The sequence below is a fragment of the Catellatospora sp. NPDC049111 genome (genome assembly GCF_040648615.1).
Classification (GTDB): domain Bacteria; phylum Actinomycetota; class Actinomycetes; order Mycobacteriales; family Micromonosporaceae; genus Catellatospora; species Catellatospora aurea.
On sequence record NZ_JBEZEB010000023.1, the window covers coordinates 43,889 to 66,347 of the forward strand.

Here is a 22,459-nt window from a genome sequence, read left to right on the forward strand (position 1 = left end):
CATTGGTGGCATCCGTCGCGATGCTGTGCAGGCAGCGTGGACGGGCCGGGTGCCATGCTTTCGGATGGGAGCTGCCATGTCCGAGGACCAGCTGGGTCAGCGCATCAGGCAGGCGCGGCGGCGGCGCGGTTTCGCGCAGGCCGACCTGGCCGCGCAGGCCGGCGTATCGGTCGACGTGATCCGCAAGCTGGAACAGGGCAGGCGGCACACCGCGCGGATGGACACCCTGATCCGGATTGCCGCTGCGCTCGACCAGACCGTGGCCGACCTCGTCGGCAAACCCAAGGGGCTCGTGGTCGGCGGCCAGGACGCCGAGGTATACCGCCTGCGACGCGCCGTGCTCGACGTCATTTCCGCCGAAACGGAGCCTCCAGCCTCCTCCGTGCTCCGTGCCGAACTGGGCGAGAACTGGCGGCTCTACTGGGCCGGACGCTATGCACCGCTGGCCCGGGCGCTGCCTGATGGGATCACCGCCGCACGGGCGTGCGTGCGCGCCGCGCGCCCGGGTGCGGAGACCATCCGCGCACAAGAGGTGCTGGCCGACTTCCTCCACCTGACCGCGTCCCTGCTGGCCCATCTGGCTCACGACGACCTGGCCGCGCTCGCCATGCACCAGGCGCTGGCGGCCGCGTACGCGAGTGACAATCCGCTGGTGGCCGCAGGGCTGTCCGCCAGCCGAGTGTGGCTGCTCTCCCGACAGGGATTGACCGCGGAGGCCGAGAACCTCGCCATGGCCACCGCTCGCGAGGTCGAGCCGCGCATGGGCACCACGAACGTCGATCAGGTCGCGATCTGGGGTGAGAACCTTCGCTACGGCTGTGTGGCTCTGGCCCGGGGCGGACGCCATGCCGAAGCCCGTGAGCTACTGCCACGGCTGGCGGGCGCCGCCGCTCGCATCGAGGCCGAACGCCCGTCGCGTCCGTGGCAGGCGCGCGTCGAGGACAAGAAGGGCACCGCGCCGCTGGCCGGGCTCGGCTTCGGCGCGACGCTGGCGGGCATCACCGCAGTGACGGTGGCTGCGGCCGACGACCGCTACCGGGAAGCTCTCCGCCTGGAGGCGCTGGTCCCGGCGTTCGATTCCATCTCCCCTTCAATGCGGTCGAGGCACCTGCTCACTGTCGCCTGGGCGCAGATGGCCGAGTTCCATTCGGCGGAATCGGTCAACACGCTGCTCCGCGCGGAGAAGTTGGCTCCGGAGATGCTCGCCCACCAGACGGTAGCGCGGACGATCGTCACCGAACTACTACCCCGCCGCTCTCGGCAGCGCCTCCCGGGACTGGTGTCCCTCGCCGCGCGCATGGGGATACCGAGCAGCTGACCAGCGCTGACGGCGGCGGGTAGGACACGTGGTCCTACCCGCCGCACCACATCATCGTCTAAGTAGGGCAAGAGGTCCTCACGGCCGCCGAGCTGCCTGTCTACGGTCAATCGGCAGATGTCAGCCATCAGTGAGGGAGACGAGCATGTCGCGCGGAGCGGTGTCTCACGACAATGCGCGAGGCGGTCGTGTCCTGGACCGAGACCAGTTCATCGCGTACGCCCGTACCCGCATCGCCACGGCGACGACACTGCTGGCTGGGCACTACCTGGCACCCGGCGGGTGCGGGTGCGGCAGGCCGTGGCCGTGCCCGCAGCAGGAGTCGCTGTCCGCCGTCGCCGAGCACTACCACGGCAGGATTGCGTTGCTGGACACGACGGTCGCACTGCCCGTCGTCACCTCTCGCACCCCACCGACCACCTCAGACACCGCCCACCGGACGCTGCGGAAATTGCTGCGCCGACTCCTCGACCGGAGGTGAACGAACCGCGTCGACTCACCGCCTCTCTCGGCGTCGACGCGTCGGCAGTCTCCCGTCCTCTCTCCCAGGACGGTCGAGGGGGAGGTCCTGGACTCACACCCCAGGGCCTCCCCGATCCTGCATCCTCGTTCAGACCTCGGTGACCGTCAGCACGCGGGCGTTCGGGGCGAGGTCGCCGATCTCGACGCGCAGCTTGGCGCGGTCCGGGTCGGCCAGGTAGTCGTCGAGGCCGGCGCGTGAGGCGAACGAGATCACGTGCACCTCGGCCTCCGGGCCGCGCAGCCGCTGCTCCAGCAGGCCGCCGTGGCGCGGCAGCAGCGCCAGCACGTCGTCCTCGTACCGCTGCACGGTCTGCTCATGGCCGGCCGGATAGTCCACGACGGCCACCAGGCGCAGCCGCGGCGCGACGGTCGGCCCGTCGAGGCGCTTCCAGAAGTGCACGTCGGACACGTCGCCGGGATACCCCTCGGTGCGGCCGGTGGCGACGTACCCGTGGCGGCGGTAGAACTCGGGGGCCTGGAACGTGAACGACGAGACGCTGATCCGGTCGCAGCCGCGGGCCCGGGCCTCGTCCTCGGCGGCGGCCAGCAGGCGGCCGCCCCAGCCGTCGCGACGGTGCTCGGCGTGCACCCACACCATCGAGATCCCGGCGCTGGTGCCCCAGGTCCAGCCGGTCAGCCCCGCGATCACCGCGCCGTCCGGGCCGGTCACCCGCACGGACAGGGTCCGTTCCTCGTGTACGCCCACCGCGGCGTTGTTGAACGCGGTCAGCTCCCGGTCCAGCAGCGCGGTGAGTTCCTCGTCCTTGTCCCCCACCACCAGCAGCGCGGACGTGTATGCGTCGGTCACCCGCGGAGTATCCCCATCCCCATCATCACCGAGCAACCCGGTTCTCACACCGGGTTGGGCTGGAAGCTGGCCGTGATCAGGGCGAACTCGTCGAGGTTGTCCTGCCACTGGGACTCCGGTGTCGACCAGTAGATGGCGTGCGCCTGCTTCGGCCCGGTGACGAACCCGCGGTTGATCACGTGGACCCGCCCGGAGGTGCCCTGGTAGGTGAACTCCCAGTCCGCACAGGCGATGAAGTAGTCGACCTTGACGATGCGCACCCGGCGGTAGTCGTTCCAGTGGCCCGCGCGCACGCGGTTGCCCTCCTGGCGGGTCCAGTCGGCGACCGGGTCCTTCTTCGGGCTGTCGGACTGGTCGATGAGGAGCAGCCGGCCGCCGTCGGGCTCCTTGAACCGCACGATGGTGCGGTCGCGGGTGACCTTCCATGAGCGCGGCACGGCCACCGCGAAGCCGGTCCGGTCCTTGTACATGTACCAGCCCTCGGGCAGCACCAGCCCGCTCGGCGACGGCGAGGGCGAGGGCGAGGGGCTCGGCGAGGCCGCCGCGGACGGGCTCGCGGCCGCCGAAGGCGACTGGCCGGCGGCGGCGTCACCGCGCGGCTTGCCGCCCAGGCGCGGCACGACCACGACCGCGATCACGGCCAGTACCACGGCCGCCGCCGCGGCGATCGCCAGCATGCGGCTCTTACGGGGTCGCGCCACGAGCGCGCCCTCGGGCGGGCCCGGCACCTCGGCCGCACCCACCGCGCGATCGGCCACCCCCGACCCGGTCCGCTGACCGGGCACGGCCGCCGCGGAAGCGGCTTTCGGCTTCGCCGCGGCAGCCCCGGCTCCCGCTGCGGCCGGCGCGGTTCCGGGCACAGCCGCGGCGGAACCTCCGGCAGCAGGCGCCTTCGGCTCGACCGGCGTCTTGGCCTTGGCAGGTGACTCGGCCTTGGCAGGGGTAGCGGGCTTGGCGGGTGTCTGCGGCTCGGCGGGTCGCTGCGGGTCGGGCAGTGTCCGGGCCGGTCGCTCGGCCTCGGGCGCGGCCGGCGTGGCGGCGGCTCGTGCGGGCAGCGCCAGGGGTGGCGAGGTGCGCCGCTGGCCGGGAACACCACCGGGGAGTACGCCCGAAAGGAATCCCCCGCCCCCGCGGCGGCCGACGGCCACCCGAAGCAACACCTGCTCGGCCTCGGCCGCGGTCATACGCAGGCGCGGGTCCTTGCGCAGCAGGCCCGTCAGCAGCGGCTTGAGCGGCCCGGCCAGGCGGGGCGGGGCGGGTTCCTCGGTGGCGAGCGCGGCGAGTGTCGCCATCGCGTTCGGCCGCGCGTACGGGGACTGGCCCTCGACGGCGGCGTAGAGCGTCGCGCCCAGCGACCACAGGTCGGCGGCGGGCCCGACCTCGCCGCCTTCGACGCGTTCCGGGGAGATGTAGGACGGTGAGCCGAGGATCAGGCCGGTCCGGGTCACGGCGGGGTCGCCGGGCAGGGTGGCCAGGCCGAAGTCGGTGAGCACGACGCGGCCGTCGTCGCCGAGCATGACGTTGCCGGGCTTGACGTCGCGGTGCAGCATGCCCGCCCCGTGCGCGGCGCGCAACGCGGCCAGCACGCCGAGGCCGATGTCGGCGACCTTGACCGGGGCCAGCCGTCCCTGCTCGCCCATCAGGGCGGCCAGGGACTTGCCCGACAGGTACTCCATGACGATCCAAGGACGACCGTCGACGGTGACGACGTCGAAGATGCGTACCACGTTGGGGTGGCTGAGCCGGGCGATCGCGCGGGCCTCTCGCAGCGAGCGGGCGTTCATCTCGGCGCGCTCCGCCTCGGTGAGGCCGGCCGGGGGGACGACCTCCTTGACCGCGACGTCGCGGTGCAGGGTCTCGTCGCGGGCCAGCCAGACCATGCCCATCCCGCCCTGGCCGAGGGGTTCGAGCAACCGGTACCGGTCTGCGAGGACACGAGGTGGCACAGCGGGCATTCGAGGACCCTACCCAAACGGGTGAAGCCCTACACCACGCAGGGAACCAGAGTGTGATCCAGATCCGACGGGACCTTCAGCCGTATGATGCCAACCGTTCGGCGCACCGGAGCCACCGTTCGGCGCGTGTCAGGACGACGAACGGCAAGTCTGACGGCCCGAGCTGCATATCCTCCCTCGCACCGTTGATCCGTCCCCTTCGTGCGAGGAGGCACGTGCCATGGGTGAACCCGCACCCGACCGGCGACCCGGCGATCGCGATCACAGTCCGTGGAACTGGCTGCTGATCGTCCCGATCGTGCTGCCGCTGATCACGACCTTCTACAACGCGTCCAGTCCGGACCTGCTCGGCTTCCCACGTTTCTACTGGCAGCAGCTGTCGTACATCCTTGTCGGCGTCGCCACCACGACGCTGGTCTACCGGGTGACCAAGCGCCGCAGCAGCGGACCTCGGATCCCCGCCAGCCGCAGCAGCAGGGAGGGCTGAGCCGTGTGGCGTGACCATCTCACCGAGATCATCGTCTTCGCGGTGCTGTTCGTCGGCGTCAGCGCGCTGGGTTTCGTCGCCTCGCGGTGGCGGCGGCCGCAAACCATGGAGCACCTCGACGAGTGGGGCCTGGGCGGGCGCAACTTCGGCTCGTGGATCACCTGGTTCCTGGTCGGCGGCGACCTCTACACCGCGTACACCTTCGTCGCCGTGCCCGCGCTGGTCTTCGGCGCCGGGGCGATGGGCTTCTTCGCGGTGCCGTACACCGTCATCATCTACCCGCTGTTCTTCCTGGTCCTGGTGCGGTTGTGGTCGGTGTCGCACCGGCACGGCCTGGTCACCCCGGCCGACTTCGTGCGCGCCCGGTTCGGCTCCCCGACGCTGGCGCTGCTCGTCGCGATCACCGGCATCGTCGCCACCATGCCCTACATCGCACTGCAGCTCGTCGGCATCGAGGCGGTGCTCAAGACGATGGGCGTCACCGGCGAGTCCACCCTGGCCAGGCACGCGCCGATCATCATCGCGTTCGCCATCCTCGCCGCGTACACCTACCAGTCCGGCCTGCGTGCCCCCGCGCTCATCGCGTTCGTCAAGGACACGCTGATCTACATCGTGATCCTGGTCGCGGTGTTCTGGCTGCCGTCGCAGCTCGGCGGCTGGGGCGCGATCTTCGGCGCGGCGCAGGCGAAGTACGACGCCAGTCCCGCGGCCAGTGACGGGCTGCTGCTCAACGCCAACAACCAGCTGCAGTACATCACGCTGGCGTTCGGCTCGGCCCTGGCGCTGTTTCTCTACCCGCACTCGGTCACCGGTGTGCTCGCCTCCCGCAACCGCGACGTGATCAAGCGGAACATGTCCGCGCTGCCCGCGTACTCGCTGCTGCTGGGCCTGCTCGCGATGCTCGGCTTCGCCGCTATCGCCGCCGGGGTCAAGCCGCTGCCCGGCGCGAACCCTGGCTCGGTGGACACCAACACCATCGTGCCGGTGCTGTTCGACAAGCAGTTCCCGGACTGGTTCGCGGGCGTCGCGTTCGCCGCCATCGGCATCGGCGCGCTGGTCCCCGCCGCGATCATGTCGATCGCCGCGGCGAACCTGTTCACCCGCAACATCTACAAGGAGTACCTCAACCGCGAGGCCAGCCCCGCCCAGGAGGCCAAGGTCAGCAAGGTCGCCTCGCTGGTGGTGAAGGTCGGCGCGCTGCTGTGCATCGTACTGCTCGACCCGCAGTTCTCCATCGACCTGCAGCTCATCGGCGGCGTGATCATCCTGCAGACGCTGCCGTCGGTGGCGCTGGGCCTGTTCACCCGCTGGTTCCACAAGGGCGCGCTGATCATCGGCTGGGTCGCGGGCATGGGCCTGGGCATGTGGATGCTCTACCAGATCGCCAACCCGGCGACCGGGCGCATGCACTTCGCCGGCTCGGCGTTCCCGCTGGAGAAGTTCGGCTTCGACACCAAGGCGACGATCTACGTCGGCTTCGTCGCGGTGCTGGCCAACATCATTTTCGCGGTACTGGCGACGCTGGTGCTACGGGCCGGGAAGGTCACCGACGGGCCCGACGCCACCGAACACGACGACTACTTCGTCGACGAGGACTCGCCCCGGCGCGGCATCGACTCCGAAGGGGAGCCGGTGGCCGTCGCCTGAGCCGTGCGGGCCGCCGCGGGCATCGGACGCGGCGGCGGGCACGGCCGAGGGTGGGCGCGGAGGTCCCCCGCGCCCACCCTTTTCCCGTCTCTACTGCAGGTAGCCCTCGACCTGCTTGACGTCGCCGGCCTTCGCGTCGTCGGGGTTCTCCCCCGCGTCCTTGAGCGCGCGGCGGCGGCGCAGCAGGTCCCAACACTGGTCGAGGGTCTCCTCCAGCGACTGGAGCCGGGCGGACTCGGTCTCGGGGTCGATCGCGCCCTGCACGCGCTTGGTCCGCAGGTCGTGCTCCTCGGCGACCAGCGAGTCGATCCGCGCGAAGATCTGCTTCTCGTCCATGTCTCCAGCCTCGCACGCCCCGCCGCCGCCCGCCCGGCGATCCGGCCGCCTCCCCCACCGGTTTCCTATCGACGTTGGCCTATTACATCGACTGGGAGGGGGGAATTCTCGACGTGATAGGCCAACGTCTATGAAATCGGGCGGCGGGGCGGGCGGCACGGGTGGAGCCGCCTGGCGGGCCGTCGGGCGGGTGTGCCGCAGCGGAGTCGCGGGAGGCCCCGGGGTCAGCCGAGCCAGCCGTAGAGACGGTCGACGTGGATGCGGACGGCCAGGCGGCCGTCGGCGACCATCGCGGCCCGGTACTCGGACCAGTCGGGATGCTCGCCGCGGATGTCCCGATACAGCCCCACCAGCTCCTCCACGGCCGCATCGAACGGCTCCGCGGCGGTGGCCGACAGCTCGGCGAGCCCTTCCGCGACCGCGTACGAGCCACCGCCCGGCGTGGTCACGTAGAAGCCGGCGCGGGGGTCGCGGCGCAGGTTGCGCACCTTGGCCCGGTCGGCGGTGCTGGAGAACCGGATCACGCCCTCCCCGGCGAGGTAGTCGACGTTGGACAACTGCGGCCGCCCGTCTCGTTTGATCGTGGCCAGCACACCCCGGCCGGTACGCCCGATGATCTGCCACAGGCGGTCCTGCTCGCTCATCGCCACACCCCTTCCCCGCGGCCCCGGTGCTTCACGCCGCGACCCTGGCCGCCGACATCAGCTCGGCCATCAGCCGCAACTCGTCCAGCATGCCCCGGGCCGAGGCGTCCATGGCGGGGTTCGGGGCGAGCGCACCGTCCGCGTCGACGGCCTGGCGCAGGTGGATGTTGACCGATTCGGCCAGCGGCACCATGCGCAGCGCGCTGAGCACCGGCTTGAGCTGCTCGACCGCGCGCATGCCGGCCGAGGACATGCCGTAGCCGACGAACCCGGCGGGCTTGTGGTGCCACTCCCGGTAGAGGTAGTCCAGGGCGTTCTTCAGGGGCGCGCTGTAGCCCCGGTTGTACTCGGGCATCACGAACACGAACGCGTCGGCGGCATCGGTGGTCTCGCTCCAGCGCCGGGTGTGCTCGCGGGCGTACGGGCCGCCGGCGACGGGCTGGCCGGGCTCGTCGTGGAACGGCAGGTCCAGCTCGGCGAGGTCCACCACGTGCACCTCGAACCCGCCGTGGGCGGCGGCGACGCGGGCGAACCAGTCGCCGATGACGTGGCCGACGCGGCCGGGCCGGGTCGAGGCGACGACGTTGAGGCGGGGCGCAGCAGACTCTGTTGACATGTCACCAACCTAGCGGTGCGGTTGGTGACATGTCAACAACGGGGTATGGTGCTCCGGTGACCGAACCCCGCTGGCTCGATGAGAAGCAGGCTCGCGCCTGGCGCGGCTACCGGCGCATGCGCGCCCTGCTCGACCTGCAGATCACCCGCGACCTGGCCGCCGACAGCGGGCTGTCCGACGCCGACTACGACGTGCTGTCCAACCTGTCGGAGACCTCACCGCACCGGCTGCGGCTCACCGAGCTGGCCGGCACCATGCTCTGGTCCAAGAGCCGCCTGTCGCACCACCTCACCCGGATGCAGCAGCGCGGACTGGTGGACCGGGAGGAGTGCGCTGGAGACGCCCGCGGCTCGATCATCGTGCTGACCGAGGCCGGGCTCCGCGCCATCGAGGAGGCGGCCCCCCACCACGTCGCCTCGGTACGCCGCCACATGATCGACCTGCTCACCGACGACGAGATCGCCGCCCTCGACGCCCTCACCCACCGCGTCATCACCCGCCTCACCACCCCCACCTGACCCACCGCCAAACCCCCAGCCCACCCGCTCCGCGAGGATGGCAAGGTGCCCTTCCTCTACGCATAGCGATAAGAAGGTGCCCTTCCTTCGGCTGGGGTCGTCTAACCTGGACGCCGGGCTCCGGCTGCGCGAGGCGCCGGGGCGGCGAGAGGGCGGCTATGGGCGGGACGGCGCTGGTCACTGGCGGTACGGGTGGGCTCGGGTCGGCGGTGACGGCGGCGCTGCTGGACCGGGGCTGGCGGGTGGTGGTGCCGTGGTACGCGGAGGCGGAGCTGTCGCGGCTGCCCGCGGGGGCGGACGGGCTCGTGCTGGTGCAGGCCGACCTGACCGACGCCGCCTCGGTGGGTGTGTGCGCGGCGCGCGCCGCCGCCGACGCCGACCGGCCGTTGCGGGCCGTGGTGAACCTCGTCGGCGGGTTCGCGATGGGCGGGCGGGTGCACGAGACGCCCGTCGAGCAGTTCGAGGCGCAGCTGCGACTGAACCTGCGCCCTGCGTACCTGGTCTGCCAGGCGACGCTGCCGCACCTGGTCGGGGCGGGCAGCGGGTCGGTGGTGCTGGTGTCGAGCCAGGCGGTGCGCAAGCCGTTCAGCGGCGCGGCCGGTTACCTGACCGCGAAGACCGCGGTGCTGGGCCTGGCCGGTGCGCTGCACGCCGAGTACGGCAAGGACGGCGTACGCGTCAACACGATCCTGCCCGGCGTCATCGACACCCCGGCCAACCGCGCGGACATGCCCGACGCCGATCGCAAGGGCTGGACCGCCCCCGCCGACATCGCCGACACGGTCGCCTACCTGTGCTCCGACGCCTCGCGGGCGGTCCGCAACGCCCAGCTCAACGTCTGAGGCGTCGTCAGGAGTCGCCGTCGCGGTTGTAGAGGCCGCCCTCGACGAACATCATCCGGGCCACCGGGTGGCCCGACTCCGATGCCATCCGGAACCACTGCTCGGCGGCTTCGAGCCCGCTGCGCTGCTCGGCCAGGCGGCCCATGTCGAACATCGCCTCGCGGTCACCGGCCCAGGCGGACTTGCTCAGCCAGTGCTCGGCCCCGTCCCAGTCGCCGGTCACCTTGAGCATGCTGCCCAGCGCCCGCATCGCGACGGCATCGCCCTTCTCCGCGGCCGCGCGCATGAGGTCCATGTCGCGCAGCATGCGCCGGGTCATGATCGCGCGCAGGCCGAACCGGCCGGCCGAACGCATCCAGACCACGATGACGCCGAGCGCCCAGGCGATCCAGCCCACCGTGGTCAGGGTGCCGCTGTCGATCGACAGGCCCCAGACGACGAGCACGGTGCCGAACACCAGGAACAGCATGACTTCCTCCCCAGGACCCGCTGTAACGTTCCCAATACGATGAGTCAGTGTCAAGTGGACGGTGCCTGCCGAGGACAGCATCGCATCAGCCACCGACCAAAAGGACGCCTGCTCAAGGCGGTGGCCGACACCGCAACACAGGTCCCCGCCCCGGCCCGGTCCGGGGCTTGCTCAGCCGAGGTCGGGGTGCGGCAGGTAGCGGTCCAGGGCCATCGGGTCGCCGCCGCCGGAAAGGAACTGGTCCATGTCGGCGATGGTGAACCGGGCCTCCAGCAGCAGCGGCAGCAGCGGGTTCGGGCCGAGCACGCACAGCTTGGCCGTGCCCACCGCGCGGTGCCGGGCCAGCACGGCCAGCAACGCGTCCGCGCAGGCGCGGGTGGTACGCCCGCCGGCCGGGCCGACGAGCAGCGCCCCGCCCGACTCGCGCACCATCGCGTAGCCGTCACCGAGCCGGTAGGTGCTCACCCCGGGCAGGGCGGCATACCAGGCGAGGTCGGCGTCGCGGCGGCCGCCTGACGCGTCGGCGTCGAGGTCGGCGATCTCCGCCGGGGTCGCGGGAGCCGGGCGCAGCCCGTGGTCGGGCAGGGCGGCCAGCGGGCCGCGCAAATACAGCAGCGGGCTCACCGGGCGCATGCCCTGGCGCACGTAGAGCGCGAGCGCACGCGGGTCCGACGAGGCGAAGGTGACTCGTGGCGCGTCGCGGGGCAGCAGCGACTCCAGCAGTGACCGGCCCAGGCCCGAGGACTGGTGTTCGGGCAGCACGAACAGGTCGGCCAGGTGCAGCAGGCCGCCCCGGGCGAAGGTCGCCCCGAAGCCCACGACGGTGTCCCCCGCGAGCCCGGCGTGCAGGCGGCCGTTGGCCAGTTCGCGGTCCAGGTAGTCGGGGCGCTGCGGCCAGCCGGCCAGGTTGCCGAAGCGGTTCGCGACGGCGCGTACGCCGGCCAGGTCGGCCGCGCCCGCCTGCCGCACGGAGTACACATGTGCAGCGTAGACGGCCCGGACGGCAACGCGCCCTTGACGGACACTATTCACTCGATGAATAGTGGTCCGCATGTCAGCGTCCTATGTGTTGCTGGGGCTGCTGGCGCGGGGGCCGATGCACGGTTACGAGCTGAAACACGCTTACGACCAGCGGTTGCCCCGCGCCAAGCCGCTCGCGTTCGGACAGGTCTACAGCACTCTCGGGCGGCTCGAACGAGACGGCCTCGTCACCCAGGCCGGACAGGACCAGGCCGGCGGTCCGGAGCGCACCTCCTTCGCCATCACCGACGATGGTCGCGGCGCGCTCGAAGCCTGGCTGAGCGAGGTCGAGGCGCCCGCCCCGTACGTCACCAGCGCCCTGCTCAGCAAGGTCGTCGTCGCGCTGCTGGTCGCCGACCCCGACCGCGCCACCACGTACCTGAGCGCGCAGCAGCAGGCCCACACCGCCCGCATGCGCGAACTCACCCGACTCAAGTCCGAACAGGACCTCACCGTGGGCGACCACATCGCCGTGGACTACGCCCTCACCCACCTCGACGCGGACCTGCGCTGGCTGCAGAGCGCCCTGCACCGCGTCGCCGACCTGCACCGGGAGGTGCGATCATGAGCCCGATCCTGACCGCCCGCGACCTGACCAAGACCTTCGGCGTCCAGCCCGCGCTGCGCGGCGTCGACCTCGACCTGCACGAGGGCGAGATCGTCGCGGTACGCGGCCGCAGCGGCTGCGGCAAGTCCACCCTGCTGCACTGCCTGAGCGGCATCATCCGGCCCGACGGCGGGCAGGTGCACTTCCGGGGTGAACGCCTCGACGACACCCGTGAGGCATACCGCAGCACGCTGCGCCGCACCCGGTTCGGCGTGCTGCTGCAGCATGGCCACCTGGTCGCGGAACTCACCTCGGCGGAGAACGTGGCCCTACCGCTGCTGCTCGGCGGCGGCACGCGTCGGGCCGCGCTGGCCGCGGCGGACACCTGGCTGGGCCGGCTCGGCGTGGCGGAGGCCGCCGAGCAGACCCCGGGCCGGCTGTCCGGCGGGCAGTTGCAGCGGGTCGCGCTGGCCCGCGCGATGGTGACCCAGCCCGAGGTGCTGTTCGCCGACGAACCCACCGGGGCCTTGGACTCCCTGGCCGGCGAGCTGGTGATGCAGTTGCTCACCCGGGTCGCCCGGGAGCAGGGCACGGCCGTCGTGGTGGTCACCCACGACGCGACGATCGCCGCGTACGCCGAGCGGGAGCTGGTGCTGCGCGACGGGGCGGTGGACCCGACCGGACTCGGCGTCGCCGTCGGGGCGGGCGCGTGAGGCCCGGGGTGCTGGTGCGGCTCGCCGTGGCGGGCACGCGCACCGACCTGGTGCGGGTGGTGCTGACGACCGCCACGGCGACCCTCGCGACCGCGATGCTGCTGGTCGCGGCAACCGTGCTGGCCGTCGACGTGCCGGAGCCGCGATACCAGGTGGTCCTGCTGAACCACTTCGACCTGCGGCAGACCGTCGCGGCGACCCTGCTGCTGGTGAGCCTGCCGGTGCTGGTCCTGGCGGCGCAGGCGGGCCGCATCGGGGCACCGGCCCGGCACCGCCGTCTCGCCGCGCTACGGCTGGCCGGGGCGACCCCGCGCCAGGTCGTCACCATCGCGGCGGCGGAGACCGGCGTCGCCGCCGCGCTCGGCAGCGCGCTGGGGCTGGCCGCCTGCCTTGCCGGACGGGTGCTGCTGCACCAGCGCAACCCGGAGGGTCGGCTCTGGCTGCCGACCGACGTGTCACCGTGGCCCTGGCTGCTCGTGCTGATCCTGGTGGGGTTGCCCATGGCCGCAGCGTCAGTCGCCGCGTTGCTGCTGCGGCACATGCAGCACTCGCCGCTCGGCGTGGTCCGGGCCGCCGATACGCCGAAGCCGAAGCCGTGGCCGTTGGTGTTCGTGCCGCTGGGTTTCGCGATCTTCGCGGTGACCGAGACCCGCGGCGGCATGAGCGGATCGGTGGTGCTGCGGCTGTTCTTCGGTGGCGCGGTGACCGCGGCCGGGCTGGTGCTCGGCATGGCCTGGCTGAGCTACCAGGCCGGCCGGCTGCTGCACCGGGCCGGCCGTGGACCCGCGACGCTGCTGGCCGCCCGCCGACTCACCACCGACCCGTGGAGCGGCAGCCGCACCGTCGGCGTCCTGCTGGTGTGCGCGCTGGTCGCGGGCGGCGGCCTCGGCATGCGCGACCACTACGCGGCGCAACTGCGCATCTGGCTCCGCCATGAGCCGCCGCCGGAGCTGGTCGACCGGGTGCGGCAGGGCGAGCCGATCGATCCCTTCTTCGCCAGCGGGCTCAAGGGGATCAGCCTGGCGGTCGGGGTCGCCGCCGCGATCGCCGCGATCGGCGTGCTGACAGCACTGTTGGAGGCGGTCGCGGCGCGGCGGCGCGCCTTCGCGGCGCTCACGGCCGTCGGCGTGCGGCGGCGCGTGCTGGCGCGGGCCCTGCTCTGGCAGGCGCTGCTGCCGGTCGCGCTGATGATGCCCGCCGCCGTCGTCCTGGGCGCGGGCATGGTCCACCAGATCCTGCCCGAGATGTACGACATGGTGTTCACGGCGCGCATGATTCCCGGCTGCACGGTCGGGGACTGCGTCACCGGGGACTTCTCGTACCAGCACGAGACGTGGTTCGCCGACTGGGCCGAGGTCGCCCTGGTCAGCGCCGCGGGCATCGGGCTGGTGGCGCTGATCGCGGGCCTGGCCGCGGCGACCCTGCGCACCCGTACCGACCTCCAGGACCTGCGGGCCGCCTGAGCCACGGGCCGTTCCCGGATCATGCCGTCACGGGGCGGCGTGATCCGGGAACGGGCCGATGAGGGCGGCGACGGCGGCGCGCAGGTTGTCGCGGGCCGCCTCGGGCGCGCCGAGGTAACCCGCGACCATCGCCCCGTCGCGCAGCATGACCAGGGTGTCGGCGCCCTGGCGCGGGTCCGCGTACCCCATGGTGGTCAGCAGGTCGACCAGCGCCGCGCGGAACCACCCGCGGTGAGCCACGACGGCCTGGTGCACGGGGTGGGCCGGGTCCGGGAACTCGGCCGCGGCGTTGATGAACGGGCAGCCCCGGAACCCGGGCGCGCAGATGTCCGCGCCGATGCCGTCCACGAGCAGACCCATCAGCATGTACGGGTCGGACGTGAGCGCGAGCGCCTGCGCCAGCCGGGCCCGGATCGCCGCGTCGGCATGCTCGACGTACGCGCGGACCAGATCGTCCTTGCCGGGGAAGTAGCGGTAGAAGGTGGCGCGGGTGACCCGCGCCTGCTCGATCACCCGGTCCACGCCGACCGCGTGGATGCCCTCGGCGTAGAAGACCTGTGCCGCGCCCGCGAGCAGGCGCTCGCGGGCCGCGGAAGGCCGTACGGTCATCTCGGTCACCTGACCAGGGTAGGGACCCGGGCTCAGCGCGCGTTGCGCACGGCCCAGGCCAGGGACTGATCGGCCACGTCCTGCCAGCCGTCCTGCCCGACGGTGTAGTGGCTGCGGCCGGGGTACTCGCGGTATTCGGTGAGCGCCGACGAGTGCCGGTAGAGGCGGTGGTTGGACCGGTTCACCGAGGCGGGCACGATGTGGTCGGCGCCGCCCGCGACGAACAGCAGCGGCGCGCGGTCGTCGCGGCGCACCTCGACCTTCAGCGGCGAGTTCGGGTCCAGGTTGGCGAAGGCGCCCTGGAACAGGGCGCGTGCGGCGGCCGGGACGTGGTATCGGTCGTACACCTGCCGTGACTGCTCGGCGGTGAGCGTGTTGGTGAAGGCGTAGTGGAACTGCTCGGGCGTGAGCGGCACGGCCTTCTTGCGGTTGGCCGGGTTGCCCAGCACCGGCGAGGCGGCCTTGAGCTGACTGAGCGGGAGCCGGTGGACGCCGCGGATCTGGCCGGAGTTGATGGCGACACCGGCCGCGCCCAGGCCCCGGCCGAGCAGGATCTGCGTCAGGGCGCCGCCGAACGAGTGGCCCATGATGATCGGCCGGGTGCCGAGGTCGGCGATGATCCGCTCGTAGTGGTCGGCGACCTCGCCGACGCCCAGGCCGGCCAGCGGCGACGGGTCCCGGCGCAGCGCCTCGACGCCGACCTCCAGGCCGGGCCAGGACGGGGCGAGCACCCGGAAGCCCTGCTCGGTGTAGCGCTCGATCCAGTGCTCCCAGCTCAGCGGGGTCATCCACAGGCCGTGGATCAGCACGATCGTGTCGGGGGCGGTCATGGCCGGTCAACTCCTCGTTCGTAGTAGACAGAACGTTCTGTCTGTATCCGAATTTACGCTCGGCGGTGGCGCGAGTTCAAGGGGAGGGAGAACGATCGTTCTGTGAGCTGGGTCACGGTGACGGCGCGCGGGATAGGGTGCGAGGCATGACCGGTTCGGCGCTCGACGCGCTCATCTCCGCAGGCCTAGACCATCGCGTGATCCGGCACGGGCCGGTGCGCAGCCTCGCCGAGGCGGCGGCGGCGCGGGGTGTGGAGATACCCGACGTGGTGAAGACGATCGTGGTGCGGCGCGGGGACGACGACTTCCTGTTCGTGCTGGTCCCGGGCGATCGGGTGATCTCGTGGCCGAAGCTGCGGGCGCTGCTCGGGGTGTCCCGGCTGTCCATGCCGGACGCGAACGAGGCGAAGAACGCCACCGGGTACGAGCGCGGGACGATCACGCCGTACGGCTCGCTCAAGCCGTGGCCGGTGATCGCCGACGAGCGGCTGCGCGGGCGGGAGATCACGCTCGGCGCGGGCGAGCACGGGGTGGCCGTCGCGGTCGACGCCGACGCGGCGGTGAACGGACTCGGCGGCACGTACGCCGACGTCACCGACCCGGAACCGGCGAAGTAGCCACCGCCGGCCCGACCCCTCTTGCCATAGACGTTGGCCTATTACATCGACTTCGATCTACGTTCAGTCGACGTGATAGGCCAACGTCTATGACATCGGTATGACATCGGGCGGACGCCGCGCCGATGAGGCCGGCGGGCGCGCCTCGGACCCACGCCGCAGGTCAAGGCCGCATCGCCGTTAAGAAGGTGCCCTTCCTCTACACGGAGCGATGTGAAGGTGCCCTTCCTTTCGCCAAGGCGTGGGCGAGGCGGGTGATGGCTTCGTCGTGGTGGGCGGGTGGGGCGGCGGCGTAGGTGAGGCGCAGGTGGGGGGCCGGGGGTTCGGCGGCGTACCAGGGGCGGCCGGGGAAGACGATGACGCCCTCGGTGGCTGCCGCGGTGGCGAGGGCGATGTCGTCGGTGCCGTCGGGCAGTGGGGTCCAGAGGTGCAGGCCGCCGCGGGGGACGACAGGCGGGACCAGGTCGGGCAGGTGGCGGCGCAGGGCGGACAGGAGGGCGTCGCGGCGCTCGCGCAGGGATGAGCGCAGGGTGCGGCGGTGGCGGGTCCAGGCAGGGGAGGTGACGAACTCCAGGGCGGCCTGCTGGAGTGGGCCGGCCACGTAGAAGTCGTCCAGGAGGCGGGCCGCGCGCAGGCGCGCGCCGGCCGGGCCGCGGGCGCCGATGGCCGCGACGCGCAGGCCGGGAGCGGTCGCCTTGGTCAGCGAGCGCAGGTAGACGACGTGGCCGTCGGGGTCGTCGGCGGCCAGCGGCGGTGGGGCCTCGCCGTCGATGGTGAGGTCGCGGGCGTAGTCGTCCTCGATGAGGAACGCGCCGGCGGCGCGTACGGTCGCGGCGACCTCGGCGCGGCGGTGCCCGGCCAGGGTCGCGCCGTGCGGGTTGGCGTACAGCGGCTGGCAGTAGAACAGCCGCGCGCCGGTACGGGCGAAGGCGGCGGCGAGCTGGTCGGGGCGTACGCCGTCGGCGTCGGCCGGGACCGGCACCACCCGCAGCCCGGCGGCCCGCGCCGCGGCCAGCGCGCCGAGGTAGGTCGGCGACTCGACGAGCACCGTGTCGCCGGGGGCGCTGAGTGCGCGCAGCGCGGTGGACAGCCCGGCCTGGCCGCCGGCGCAGATCACCATGTCGTCGGCGCGCAGCCCGGCCCCGGCCTCACGGGCGAACCAGGCCCGCAGGTCCGCGCGCCCTTCGACGGGGCCGCGCTGCCACGCGGCCGGTTGGCGGGCGGCCCGGGTCAGCGCCGCGCCGAGTGCGGCGGCGGGCTGCAGGTCGGCGTCGAGGTAGCCGCCGACGAGCGGGATCGCCCCGGTGGGCGGTAACGCCAGCAACGCCTGCAGCTCCTCGTCGCCCGGCGGGCGGACCCCGAGCGCGACGGTCTGCCAGGACAGGTCGGGCACGGCGGGCTCGTCGGGCGGGACGGCCACGAAGGTGCCCTTGCCCGGCCGGGCCTCGATCACGTTCTGCGCCACCAGCTGCCGGATCGCCTCGGCGACGGTGACCGGTGAGGCCTGGTGGCGGGCGGTCAGCTCGCGTACCGACGGCAGCCGGGTCCCCGGGCCCGCGGCGGCGGCGAGCCCGCGCAGATCTTGGATAACGCGGGCCACTGCGTTACCGTTACTCATGACGGACAAGAGTAGCGCTACTGTCCCCGAAACGGTAACAGCGGACCGGATCACCGGACTGGCCCTGGGCGCGGTCGGGGTGCTGGCGTTCAGCATGTCGCTGCCCATGACCCGGATCGCCGTGCAGCAGCTCGACCCTTGGTTCGTCGCCTTCGGCCGGGCGGTCGGCGCGGCCCTGCTGGCGTTGGCCTACCTGCGGTTCACCGGCGCGCCCCGGCCCAGCCGCGCCCAGTGGCGGCGGCTGGCCGTCGTCGCCCTCGGTGTGGTGGTCGGGTTCCCGCTGTTCACGTCGCTGGCGCTGACCACGCAGACGTCCGCGCACGGGGCCGTCGTGAACACCGTGCTGCCCGCCATGACCGCGGTCTTCGCGGTGCTGCGGGCCGGCGAGCGCCCGCCGCCCGCGTTCTGGGCCGCCGGCGCGGCCGGGCTGCTGGCCGTGCTGACCTTCCTGGTCACCAGCGGCGCGGTCCAGGGCGCGCTCACCATCGCGGACCTGTTCCTGCTGGTCGCGGTGGTGCTGTGCGGGCTCGGGTACGCCGAGGGCGGCGCGCTGTCGCGCGAGCTCGGCGGCGCGCGCACCATCTGCTGGGCGCTGCTGGTGTCGCTGCCGGTCACCGTGCCGGTGACGATCGCCGCCGCGGTGGCCCAACCCCCGCGCGCCGACACCACCGGCTGGACCGCGTTCGGCTACCTCACCGTGATCTCCATGTTCCTCGGCTTCTTCGCCTGGTACGCGGGCCTGGCCCGGGGCGGCATCGCCCAGGTCGGCCAGGTCCAGCTCACCCAGCCCGTGCTCACCCTGGGCTGGTCGGCGCTGCTGCTGGGTGAGACGGTGACTCCCGCCTCGATCGGAGCCGCGCTGGTGGTGCTCGCCTGCGTCGTGCTCATCCAGCGCACCCGTGCGAGCGCGCCCGCGCCCGCCGTCGGAAAGGTCTGACCATGTACACACCCGCCCACTTCGCCGCCGACAAGGCCGCCGTCCGCGAGCTGCTGACGAACCACGGTGCCGCCGACCTGGTCACCGCGACCGCGGACGGCCTGGTCGCGACCACACTGCCGTTCGTGTACGACCCGGACACCGGCCCGCACGGCGCGCTGCTCGGCCACCTGGCCCGCAACAACGACCAGTGGCGCCGCCCCGTGCTCGGCGAGGCCCTGGTCATCCTGCGCGGCCCCGACGCCTACATCTCGCCGAGTTGGTACGCGGCCAAGGCCGAGCACGGCCGGGTCGTGCCGACCTGGAACTACACCGTCGTGCACGCGTACGGCGAACTGGTCGTGCACGACGACCCTGACTGGACCGGGGCGCTGGTGCGCCGGCTGAGCGACCAGCACGAGGGCGGCCGCCCCGCACCGTGGTCGGTCGACGACGCCCCGGCGGCGTTCGTCACCGGCCAGCTGCGCGCGATCGTCGGCGTCGAGCTGCGCATCAGCCGCATCGAGGCCAAGTGGAAACTGAGCCAGAACCGCTCGGCGGCCGATGTGGACGGTGTCGTCGCCGGGCTGCACGCCGACGGTGCGTCTGCCGCCGCCCACGCCGTGGACCACGCCCGGCGCAGGGACTAAAGTTCGAGGCCCCCGACAGCGCCACACCCCCGGAGCGCAACCCATGACGACGAGGTCGACTCGGCTGTTCATCATCCTCGGACTGGCGCTGGCGCTGCTCGGCGGTGGGGCGTACGCGGCGGTCCAGGTCACCAAGGACCGGGTGAACGAGGCGATCCCGCAGGTCGACCTGTTCGGCCCGAGCGAGGAGCCGTCGCCGTCGCCGAGCCCGAGCGCCAGCCCCACTCCCCCGGCCGGGGCGGACATCAAGGGCCCGCTGAACATGCTCATCCTCGGCCGCGACACGCGCGAGGAGCAGAAGGGCTCGCCGCCGCACGGCGACGTCGTGATGATCCTGCACGTCGACAAGGACCTGACCAGTGCGTACCTCACCTCGCTGCCGCGGGACCTGGTCGTCGACATCCCGGCGTTCACGCCGTCGCGTTTCGGCGGGGAGCGCAGCAAGCTCACCCACGCCCTGACCTACGGCGCGCGGGTGCCGGGCAGCGGCTCGAAGTGGAACCTCGCGCAGGGTTTCCAGCTGCTGGCCAAGACGGTGAGCAAGTACACGGGGATCGCCCGGTTCGACGCGGGCGCGATCATCTCGTTCGGCGGCTACGTCCGGCTGATCAACGCCATCGGCGGCGTCGACATCTACGTCGACCAGAAGGTCGTCTCGATCCACCGCCGCCCCGACGGCGTGCACCGCGCGACCTGCCGCGGCTGCGCGCACGGCTACTCCGGCCCGCGGATGACCTACAACGTCGGCACCCGGCACATGAACGGCTGGATGGCCCTGGACTACGCCCGGCAGCGTTACATCACCGGCAGCGACTACGCGCGCCAGCGCCACCAGCGCCAGCTCATCAAGGCGATGCTGACCAAGGTGCTCAGCGGCGACCTGCTCACCGACCCCACCAAGCTGGACGACGTGCTCGGCGCGCTCGGCGCGACGTTCACCTTCGACGGCCGCGGCCGCAAACCCAGCGAGTTCGCGTACGCCCTGCGCAACATCCGCCCCGCGAACCTGACCCTGGTCGGCCTGCCCGGCAGCGGCGTCTTCAGCGGCGGCGCCTACCGTGGCGAACGCCTCGACGCCGTCCAGTCCACCTACTTCGCCGCCCTGCGCGCCGACAAACTCGACGCCTGGACGAAATCCCACCCCAAACTCGTCAACCTCCGCTGAGGCAAGGAAGGGCACCTGCACAACGCTCCGCGTTGTAGAAGGTGCCCTTCCCATCTCTCGGTGCGGGTCTGCAAGGATCGGGGCATGGTGGAGCAGGCGGTGGCCGTGCGCGCGGCGCTCGCGCAGGACGTGCCGGCGATCGTGGCGCTGGTGGAGTCGGCGTACCGGGGGGACAGCAGCCGGGCCGGGTGGACCACCGAAGCCGACATCCTGCAGGGGCAGCGCACCGACGCCGAGGCCGTCGCCGCGCACGTGGCCGACCCGGGCAGCGTGGTGCTGCTGGCCGAGCGCGGCGGGGAACTGCTGGCCTGCTGCCACCTGGAACGGCACGACGGCTACGCCTACTTCGGCATGTTCGCGGTGCGCCCGCTGCTGCAGGGCGGCGGCCTGGGCAAGACCGTGATCGCCGAGGCGGAGCGTTTCGCCGCCGACGAGTGGGGCGAGCCGGAGATGCACATGACCGTCATCTCGGTCCGGGAGGAGCTCATCGCCTGGTACGAACGCCGTGGTTACACGCGCACCGGGCAGACGAGCCCCTTCCCGTACGGCGACGAGCGCTTCGGCCTACCGCAGCGCGACGACCTCGCCTTCGAGCTGCTCGTCAAGAAGCTCTAGACGAAGAACTCCTTGAGCACCGGCGCGACCGCCTCCGGCTTGAGCAGGTGGGTCTGCCCCGGCAGGGTGCGGTAACCGGCGCTCGGCAGCGCCTGGGACAGGGCCTTGGCCCCGTTGCGCATGTACTCCGGGCTCTTGCCGCCGTCCATGACCAGCGCCGGCAGCTGCGCACCGGCCCAGCGGGACGCGTCCAGCGGCCTGCCGCGGCCGGTGTCGCCGAGCACGCGGAAGTCGTACGGCAGCGTGTGCGCCACGGCCTTGAGCTTCTTGAAGTTCGGCGTCAGCTTCATGATCGCGACCACGAAACCGGGCACCCCGACCGTCTTCATGAACGTGGTGACGGCGTCGCCACGGCGGTCCTGCGCGATCATCGTGTCCATCTTGTCCAGGTAGTCGTCGGGCCGGGCCTCGTGCGTGCCGTCGACGATGAACGGCGGCTCGTACACGGCGAGCTTGCGGACGCCGCCCAGCCGCGCGGCGGCGTCGCAGGCCAGCACCGCGCCGGACGAGATGCCGTACACGTAGGCGCTGCCGCCGGCCTCCTTGACCAGCGCGTCGAGGTCCTCGACCTCCCGCTCGACGGAGTACGGCGCGGTGTCGCCGCTGTCGCCCCGGCCGCGCCGGTCGTAGGTGTAGACGGTGTAGGAGTCGGTCAGCAGCTTCGCCAGCGGCTCGGCCGGTCCCATGGCCCGGTGGCACATGGCCCCGTCGACCAGGATCACCGCCGGCCCCTGCCCGGCCCTGCTGTACGCGATGACGGTGCCGTCCGCGGAGACGACGGTGTTCACGGGGTGCTCCTTCTCAGGCATACAACTCGTCCAGCCAGGACTGCCAGGCGGCGGATTCGTCGGTGGGGGTGAAGACGTGGTGCATGGCGACCATCGAGCCGGTGAAACCGCGCACGAAGCGGTACATCGCGTCCGGGGTGCGTACGGCCAGGGTCTGGGCGCTGACGTGGTAGACGGTGGCCTCGCGCGAGACGCCGTCGATCGTGAACACGGCCGGGTCGCCGGGTTTCGGCGCGTCCGGCAGGCCGAGCGCGCCGTGCAGCAGCCGCCAGGCGTGCGGCCAGTCGCCGACCGGCGGGCCGAACACGGTGACCGGGCGGGCGGTGCGGCCGAGGAACCAGGTCAGGTATTCGACAAGGGTGCGGTGGAACAGCGCCCCGCCCAGGCCCATCGCCTCGAACTCGTCGGCCCAGTCGTCGCCGGGCAGGAAGCCGCTGGTCACCGTACGCACGACGGCACTGCCGCCGGCCCGGCCCTCGATCAGGAACTCGTACGCCACGAAGCGGCCGTCGGGATCGGGCGACTCGCCGTAGGCCAGGCGGAGTCCGGGCTCCCACGCGGTGATCGGCAGGGTCGGGGTGTACGCCCCGAACGCCGTGCTCACCGTGCCGCCGGGACCGGGTGCCACCTCGTTGCGGCCCATGAACCACGAGTCGATGCCAGGACCGGTCGCGATGGCGTCCCAGACCTGCTCCGGGGTCGCGTCGACCGGCAACTCCTCGGTGATCTCGAAGTCCTTGCCCATG

At 72.3% G+C, this 22,459-nt stretch carries 26 protein-coding genes; 14 read left to right on the forward strand and 12 right to left on the reverse strand.

From position 1 onward, the window contains the following. Positions 1-76: 76 nt before the first annotated feature. Both AB0B66_RS26910 and AB0B66_RS26915 read left to right on the forward strand, forming a co-directional pair. Entirely contained in the window at positions 77-1,318 is a 1,242-nt protein-coding gene (locus tag AB0B66_RS26910; RefSeq protein WP_360535112.1) for a helix-turn-helix domain-containing protein, read from the forward strand. 145 nt (positions 1,319-1,463) lie between these two features. Then, on the forward strand, positions 1,464-1,799 hold the full coding sequence (locus tag AB0B66_RS26915; RefSeq protein ID WP_360535114.1) for a hypothetical protein: 336 nt from the start codon (positions 1,464-1,466) through the stop codon (positions 1,797-1,799). A gap of 129 nt (positions 1,800-1,928) precedes the next feature. Here AB0B66_RS26915 and AB0B66_RS26920 read toward each other — a convergent pair whose 3' ends face one another. Both AB0B66_RS26920 and AB0B66_RS26925 read right to left on the reverse strand, forming a co-directional pair. Then, on the reverse strand, positions 1,929-2,648 hold the full coding sequence (locus AB0B66_RS26920; RefSeq protein WP_360535116.1) for a GNAT family N-acetyltransferase: 720 nt from the start codon (positions 2,646-2,648) through the stop codon (positions 1,929-1,931). A gap of 44 nt (positions 2,649-2,692) precedes the next feature. Next, positions 2,693-4,603, reverse strand: a complete 1,911-nt coding sequence (locus tag AB0B66_RS26925; protein ID WP_360535118.1) for a protein kinase — start codon at positions 4,601-4,603, stop codon at positions 2,693-2,695. A gap of 220 nt (positions 4,604-4,823) precedes the next feature. Here AB0B66_RS26925 and AB0B66_RS26930 point away from each other — a divergent pair, with 220 nt between their 5' ends. Together AB0B66_RS26930 and mctP are read left to right on the forward strand one after the other, a co-directional pair. Then, positions 4,824-5,090 (forward strand): DUF3311 domain-containing protein, encoded by a 267-nt coding sequence (locus tag AB0B66_RS26930; protein WP_360535120.1) that lies wholly within the window; start codon positions 4,824-4,826, stop codon positions 5,088-5,090. A 3-nt stretch (positions 5,091-5,093) separates the two neighbouring features. Beyond that, the gene (gene mctP / locus AB0B66_RS26935) at positions 5,094-6,737 is read left to right on the forward strand and encodes a monocarboxylate uptake permease MctP (protein WP_360535122.1); all 1,644 of its coding nucleotides are present in this window, start codon (positions 5,094-5,096) and stop codon (positions 6,735-6,737) included. Between the two features lie 90 nt (positions 6,738-6,827). Here mctP and AB0B66_RS26940 read toward each other — a convergent pair whose 3' ends face one another. The 3 genes from AB0B66_RS26940 to AB0B66_RS26950 form a co-directional block, all read right to left on the reverse strand. Next, positions 6,828-7,073, reverse strand: coding sequence for a DUF2630 family protein (locus AB0B66_RS26940; RefSeq protein ID WP_360535124.1), 246 nt, complete (start codon positions 7,071-7,073; stop codon positions 6,828-6,830). 224 nt (positions 7,074-7,297) lie between these two features. Continuing rightward, complete coding sequence (locus AB0B66_RS26945) at positions 7,298-7,717, reverse strand: PPOX class F420-dependent oxidoreductase (protein WP_360535126.1); 420 nt, start codon at positions 7,715-7,717, stop codon at positions 7,298-7,300. A 31-nt stretch (positions 7,718-7,748) separates the two neighbouring features. Further along, positions 7,749-8,333 carry an NAD(P)H-dependent oxidoreductase gene (locus AB0B66_RS26950; protein WP_360535128.1) on the reverse strand — a complete coding sequence of 195 codons (585 nt, stop codon included), beginning with the start codon at positions 8,331-8,333 and terminating at the stop codon, positions 7,749-7,751. 56 nt (positions 8,334-8,389) lie between these two features. Here AB0B66_RS26950 and AB0B66_RS26955 point away from each other — a divergent pair, with 56 nt between their 5' ends. Next, the gene (locus tag AB0B66_RS26955; RefSeq protein ID WP_360535130.1) at positions 8,390-8,851 is read left to right on the forward strand and encodes a MarR family winged helix-turn-helix transcriptional regulator; all 462 of its coding nucleotides are present in this window, start codon (positions 8,390-8,392) and stop codon (positions 8,849-8,851) included. Between the two features lie 158 nt (positions 8,852-9,009). Then, positions 9,010-9,693, forward strand: coding sequence for an SDR family NAD(P)-dependent oxidoreductase (locus AB0B66_RS26960; RefSeq protein WP_360535132.1), 684 nt, complete (start codon positions 9,010-9,012; stop codon positions 9,691-9,693). A 7-nt stretch (positions 9,694-9,700) separates the two neighbouring features. Here AB0B66_RS26960 and AB0B66_RS26965 read toward each other — a convergent pair whose 3' ends face one another. Continuing rightward, on the reverse strand, positions 9,701-10,162 hold the full coding sequence (locus AB0B66_RS26965; RefSeq protein WP_360535134.1) for a hypothetical protein: 462 nt from the start codon (positions 10,160-10,162) through the stop codon (positions 9,701-9,703). A gap of 171 nt (positions 10,163-10,333) precedes the next feature. After that, positions 10,334-11,140, reverse strand: coding sequence for a GNAT family N-acetyltransferase (locus AB0B66_RS26970; protein ID WP_360535136.1), 807 nt, complete (start codon positions 11,138-11,140; stop codon positions 10,334-10,336). Between the two features lie 73 nt (positions 11,141-11,213). On the opposite strand from AB0B66_RS26970, the gene AB0B66_RS26975 reads away from it, so the two are divergent. The 3 genes from AB0B66_RS26975 to AB0B66_RS26985 are packed head-to-tail and all read left to right on the forward strand — an operon-like array spanning position 11,214 to position 13,905. Then, entirely contained in the window at positions 11,214-11,750 is a 537-nt protein-coding gene (locus AB0B66_RS26975; RefSeq protein ID WP_360535138.1) for a PadR family transcriptional regulator, read from the forward strand. Next, positions 11,747-12,442 (forward strand): ABC transporter ATP-binding protein, encoded by a 696-nt coding sequence (locus tag AB0B66_RS26980; RefSeq protein ID WP_360535140.1) that lies wholly within the window; start codon positions 11,747-11,749, stop codon positions 12,440-12,442. Before AB0B66_RS26975 ends, AB0B66_RS26980 begins: the two co-directional genes overlap by 4 nt. Beyond that, positions 12,439-13,905 carry an FtsX-like permease family protein gene (locus AB0B66_RS26985; RefSeq protein ID WP_360535142.1) on the forward strand — a complete coding sequence of 489 codons (1,467 nt, stop codon included), beginning with the start codon at positions 12,439-12,441 and terminating at the stop codon, positions 13,903-13,905. Before AB0B66_RS26980 ends, AB0B66_RS26985 begins: the two co-directional genes overlap by 4 nt. A gap of 27 nt (positions 13,906-13,932) precedes the next feature. On the opposite strand, the gene AB0B66_RS26990 is transcribed toward AB0B66_RS26985, so the two are convergent. Together AB0B66_RS26990 and AB0B66_RS26995 are read right to left on the reverse strand one after the other, a co-directional pair. Beyond that, positions 13,933-14,514 (reverse strand): TetR/AcrR family transcriptional regulator, encoded by a 582-nt coding sequence (locus AB0B66_RS26990; RefSeq protein ID WP_360535285.1) that lies wholly within the window; start codon positions 14,512-14,514, stop codon positions 13,933-13,935. Positions 14,515-14,546: 32 nt separating this feature from the next. After that, a complete protein-coding gene (locus AB0B66_RS26995) occupies positions 14,547-15,344 on the reverse strand; it encodes an alpha/beta fold hydrolase (RefSeq protein ID WP_360535144.1) in 798 nt (265 codons plus the stop codon). A 146-nt stretch (positions 15,345-15,490) separates the two neighbouring features. Here AB0B66_RS26995 and AB0B66_RS27000 point away from each other — a divergent pair, with 146 nt between their 5' ends. Beyond that, a complete protein-coding gene (locus AB0B66_RS27000) occupies positions 15,491-15,961 on the forward strand; it encodes a YbaK/EbsC family protein (protein WP_360535146.1) in 471 nt (156 codons plus the stop codon). Between the two features lie 199 nt (positions 15,962-16,160). Here the strand turns inward: AB0B66_RS27000 and AB0B66_RS27005 are convergent, their stop codons facing one another. After that, entirely contained in the window at positions 16,161-17,579 is a 1,419-nt protein-coding gene (locus AB0B66_RS27005; protein WP_360535148.1) for a PLP-dependent aminotransferase family protein, read from the reverse strand. Here AB0B66_RS27005 and AB0B66_RS27010 point away from each other — a divergent pair. From AB0B66_RS27010 to AB0B66_RS27025, 4 genes are all read left to right on the forward strand, one after another. After that, positions 17,578-18,516 (forward strand): DMT family transporter, encoded by a 939-nt coding sequence (locus tag AB0B66_RS27010; protein ID WP_360535150.1) that lies wholly within the window; start codon positions 17,578-17,580, stop codon positions 18,514-18,516. The two genes, AB0B66_RS27005 and AB0B66_RS27010, sit on opposite strands and share 2 nt — an antisense overlap. A gap of 2 nt (positions 18,517-18,518) precedes the next feature. Next, complete coding sequence (locus AB0B66_RS27015) at positions 18,519-19,145, forward strand: FMN-binding negative transcriptional regulator (RefSeq protein WP_360535152.1); 627 nt, start codon at positions 18,519-18,521, stop codon at positions 19,143-19,145. Positions 19,146-19,188: 43 nt separating this feature from the next. Further along, a complete protein-coding gene (locus tag AB0B66_RS27020) occupies positions 19,189-20,310 on the forward strand; it encodes an LCP family protein (protein WP_360535154.1) in 1,122 nt (373 codons plus the stop codon). Positions 20,311-20,394: 84 nt separating this feature from the next. Beyond that, on the forward strand, positions 20,395-20,925 hold the full coding sequence (locus AB0B66_RS27025) for a GNAT family N-acetyltransferase (RefSeq protein WP_360535156.1): 531 nt from the start codon (positions 20,395-20,397) through the stop codon (positions 20,923-20,925). On the opposite strand, the gene AB0B66_RS27030 is transcribed toward AB0B66_RS27025, so the two are convergent. Together AB0B66_RS27030 and AB0B66_RS27035 are read right to left on the reverse strand one after the other, a co-directional pair. Then, the gene (locus AB0B66_RS27030; protein ID WP_360535158.1) at positions 20,922-21,713 is read right to left on the reverse strand and encodes an alpha/beta hydrolase; all 792 of its coding nucleotides are present in this window, start codon (positions 21,711-21,713) and stop codon (positions 20,922-20,924) included. The genes AB0B66_RS27025 and AB0B66_RS27030 overlap by 4 nt on opposite strands. Positions 21,714-21,726: 13 nt before the next feature. Beyond that, positions 21,727-22,458 (reverse strand): SRPBCC domain-containing protein, encoded by a 732-nt coding sequence (locus tag AB0B66_RS27035; protein WP_360535160.1) that lies wholly within the window; start codon positions 22,456-22,458, stop codon positions 21,727-21,729. Position 22,459 lies beyond the last annotated feature (1 nt).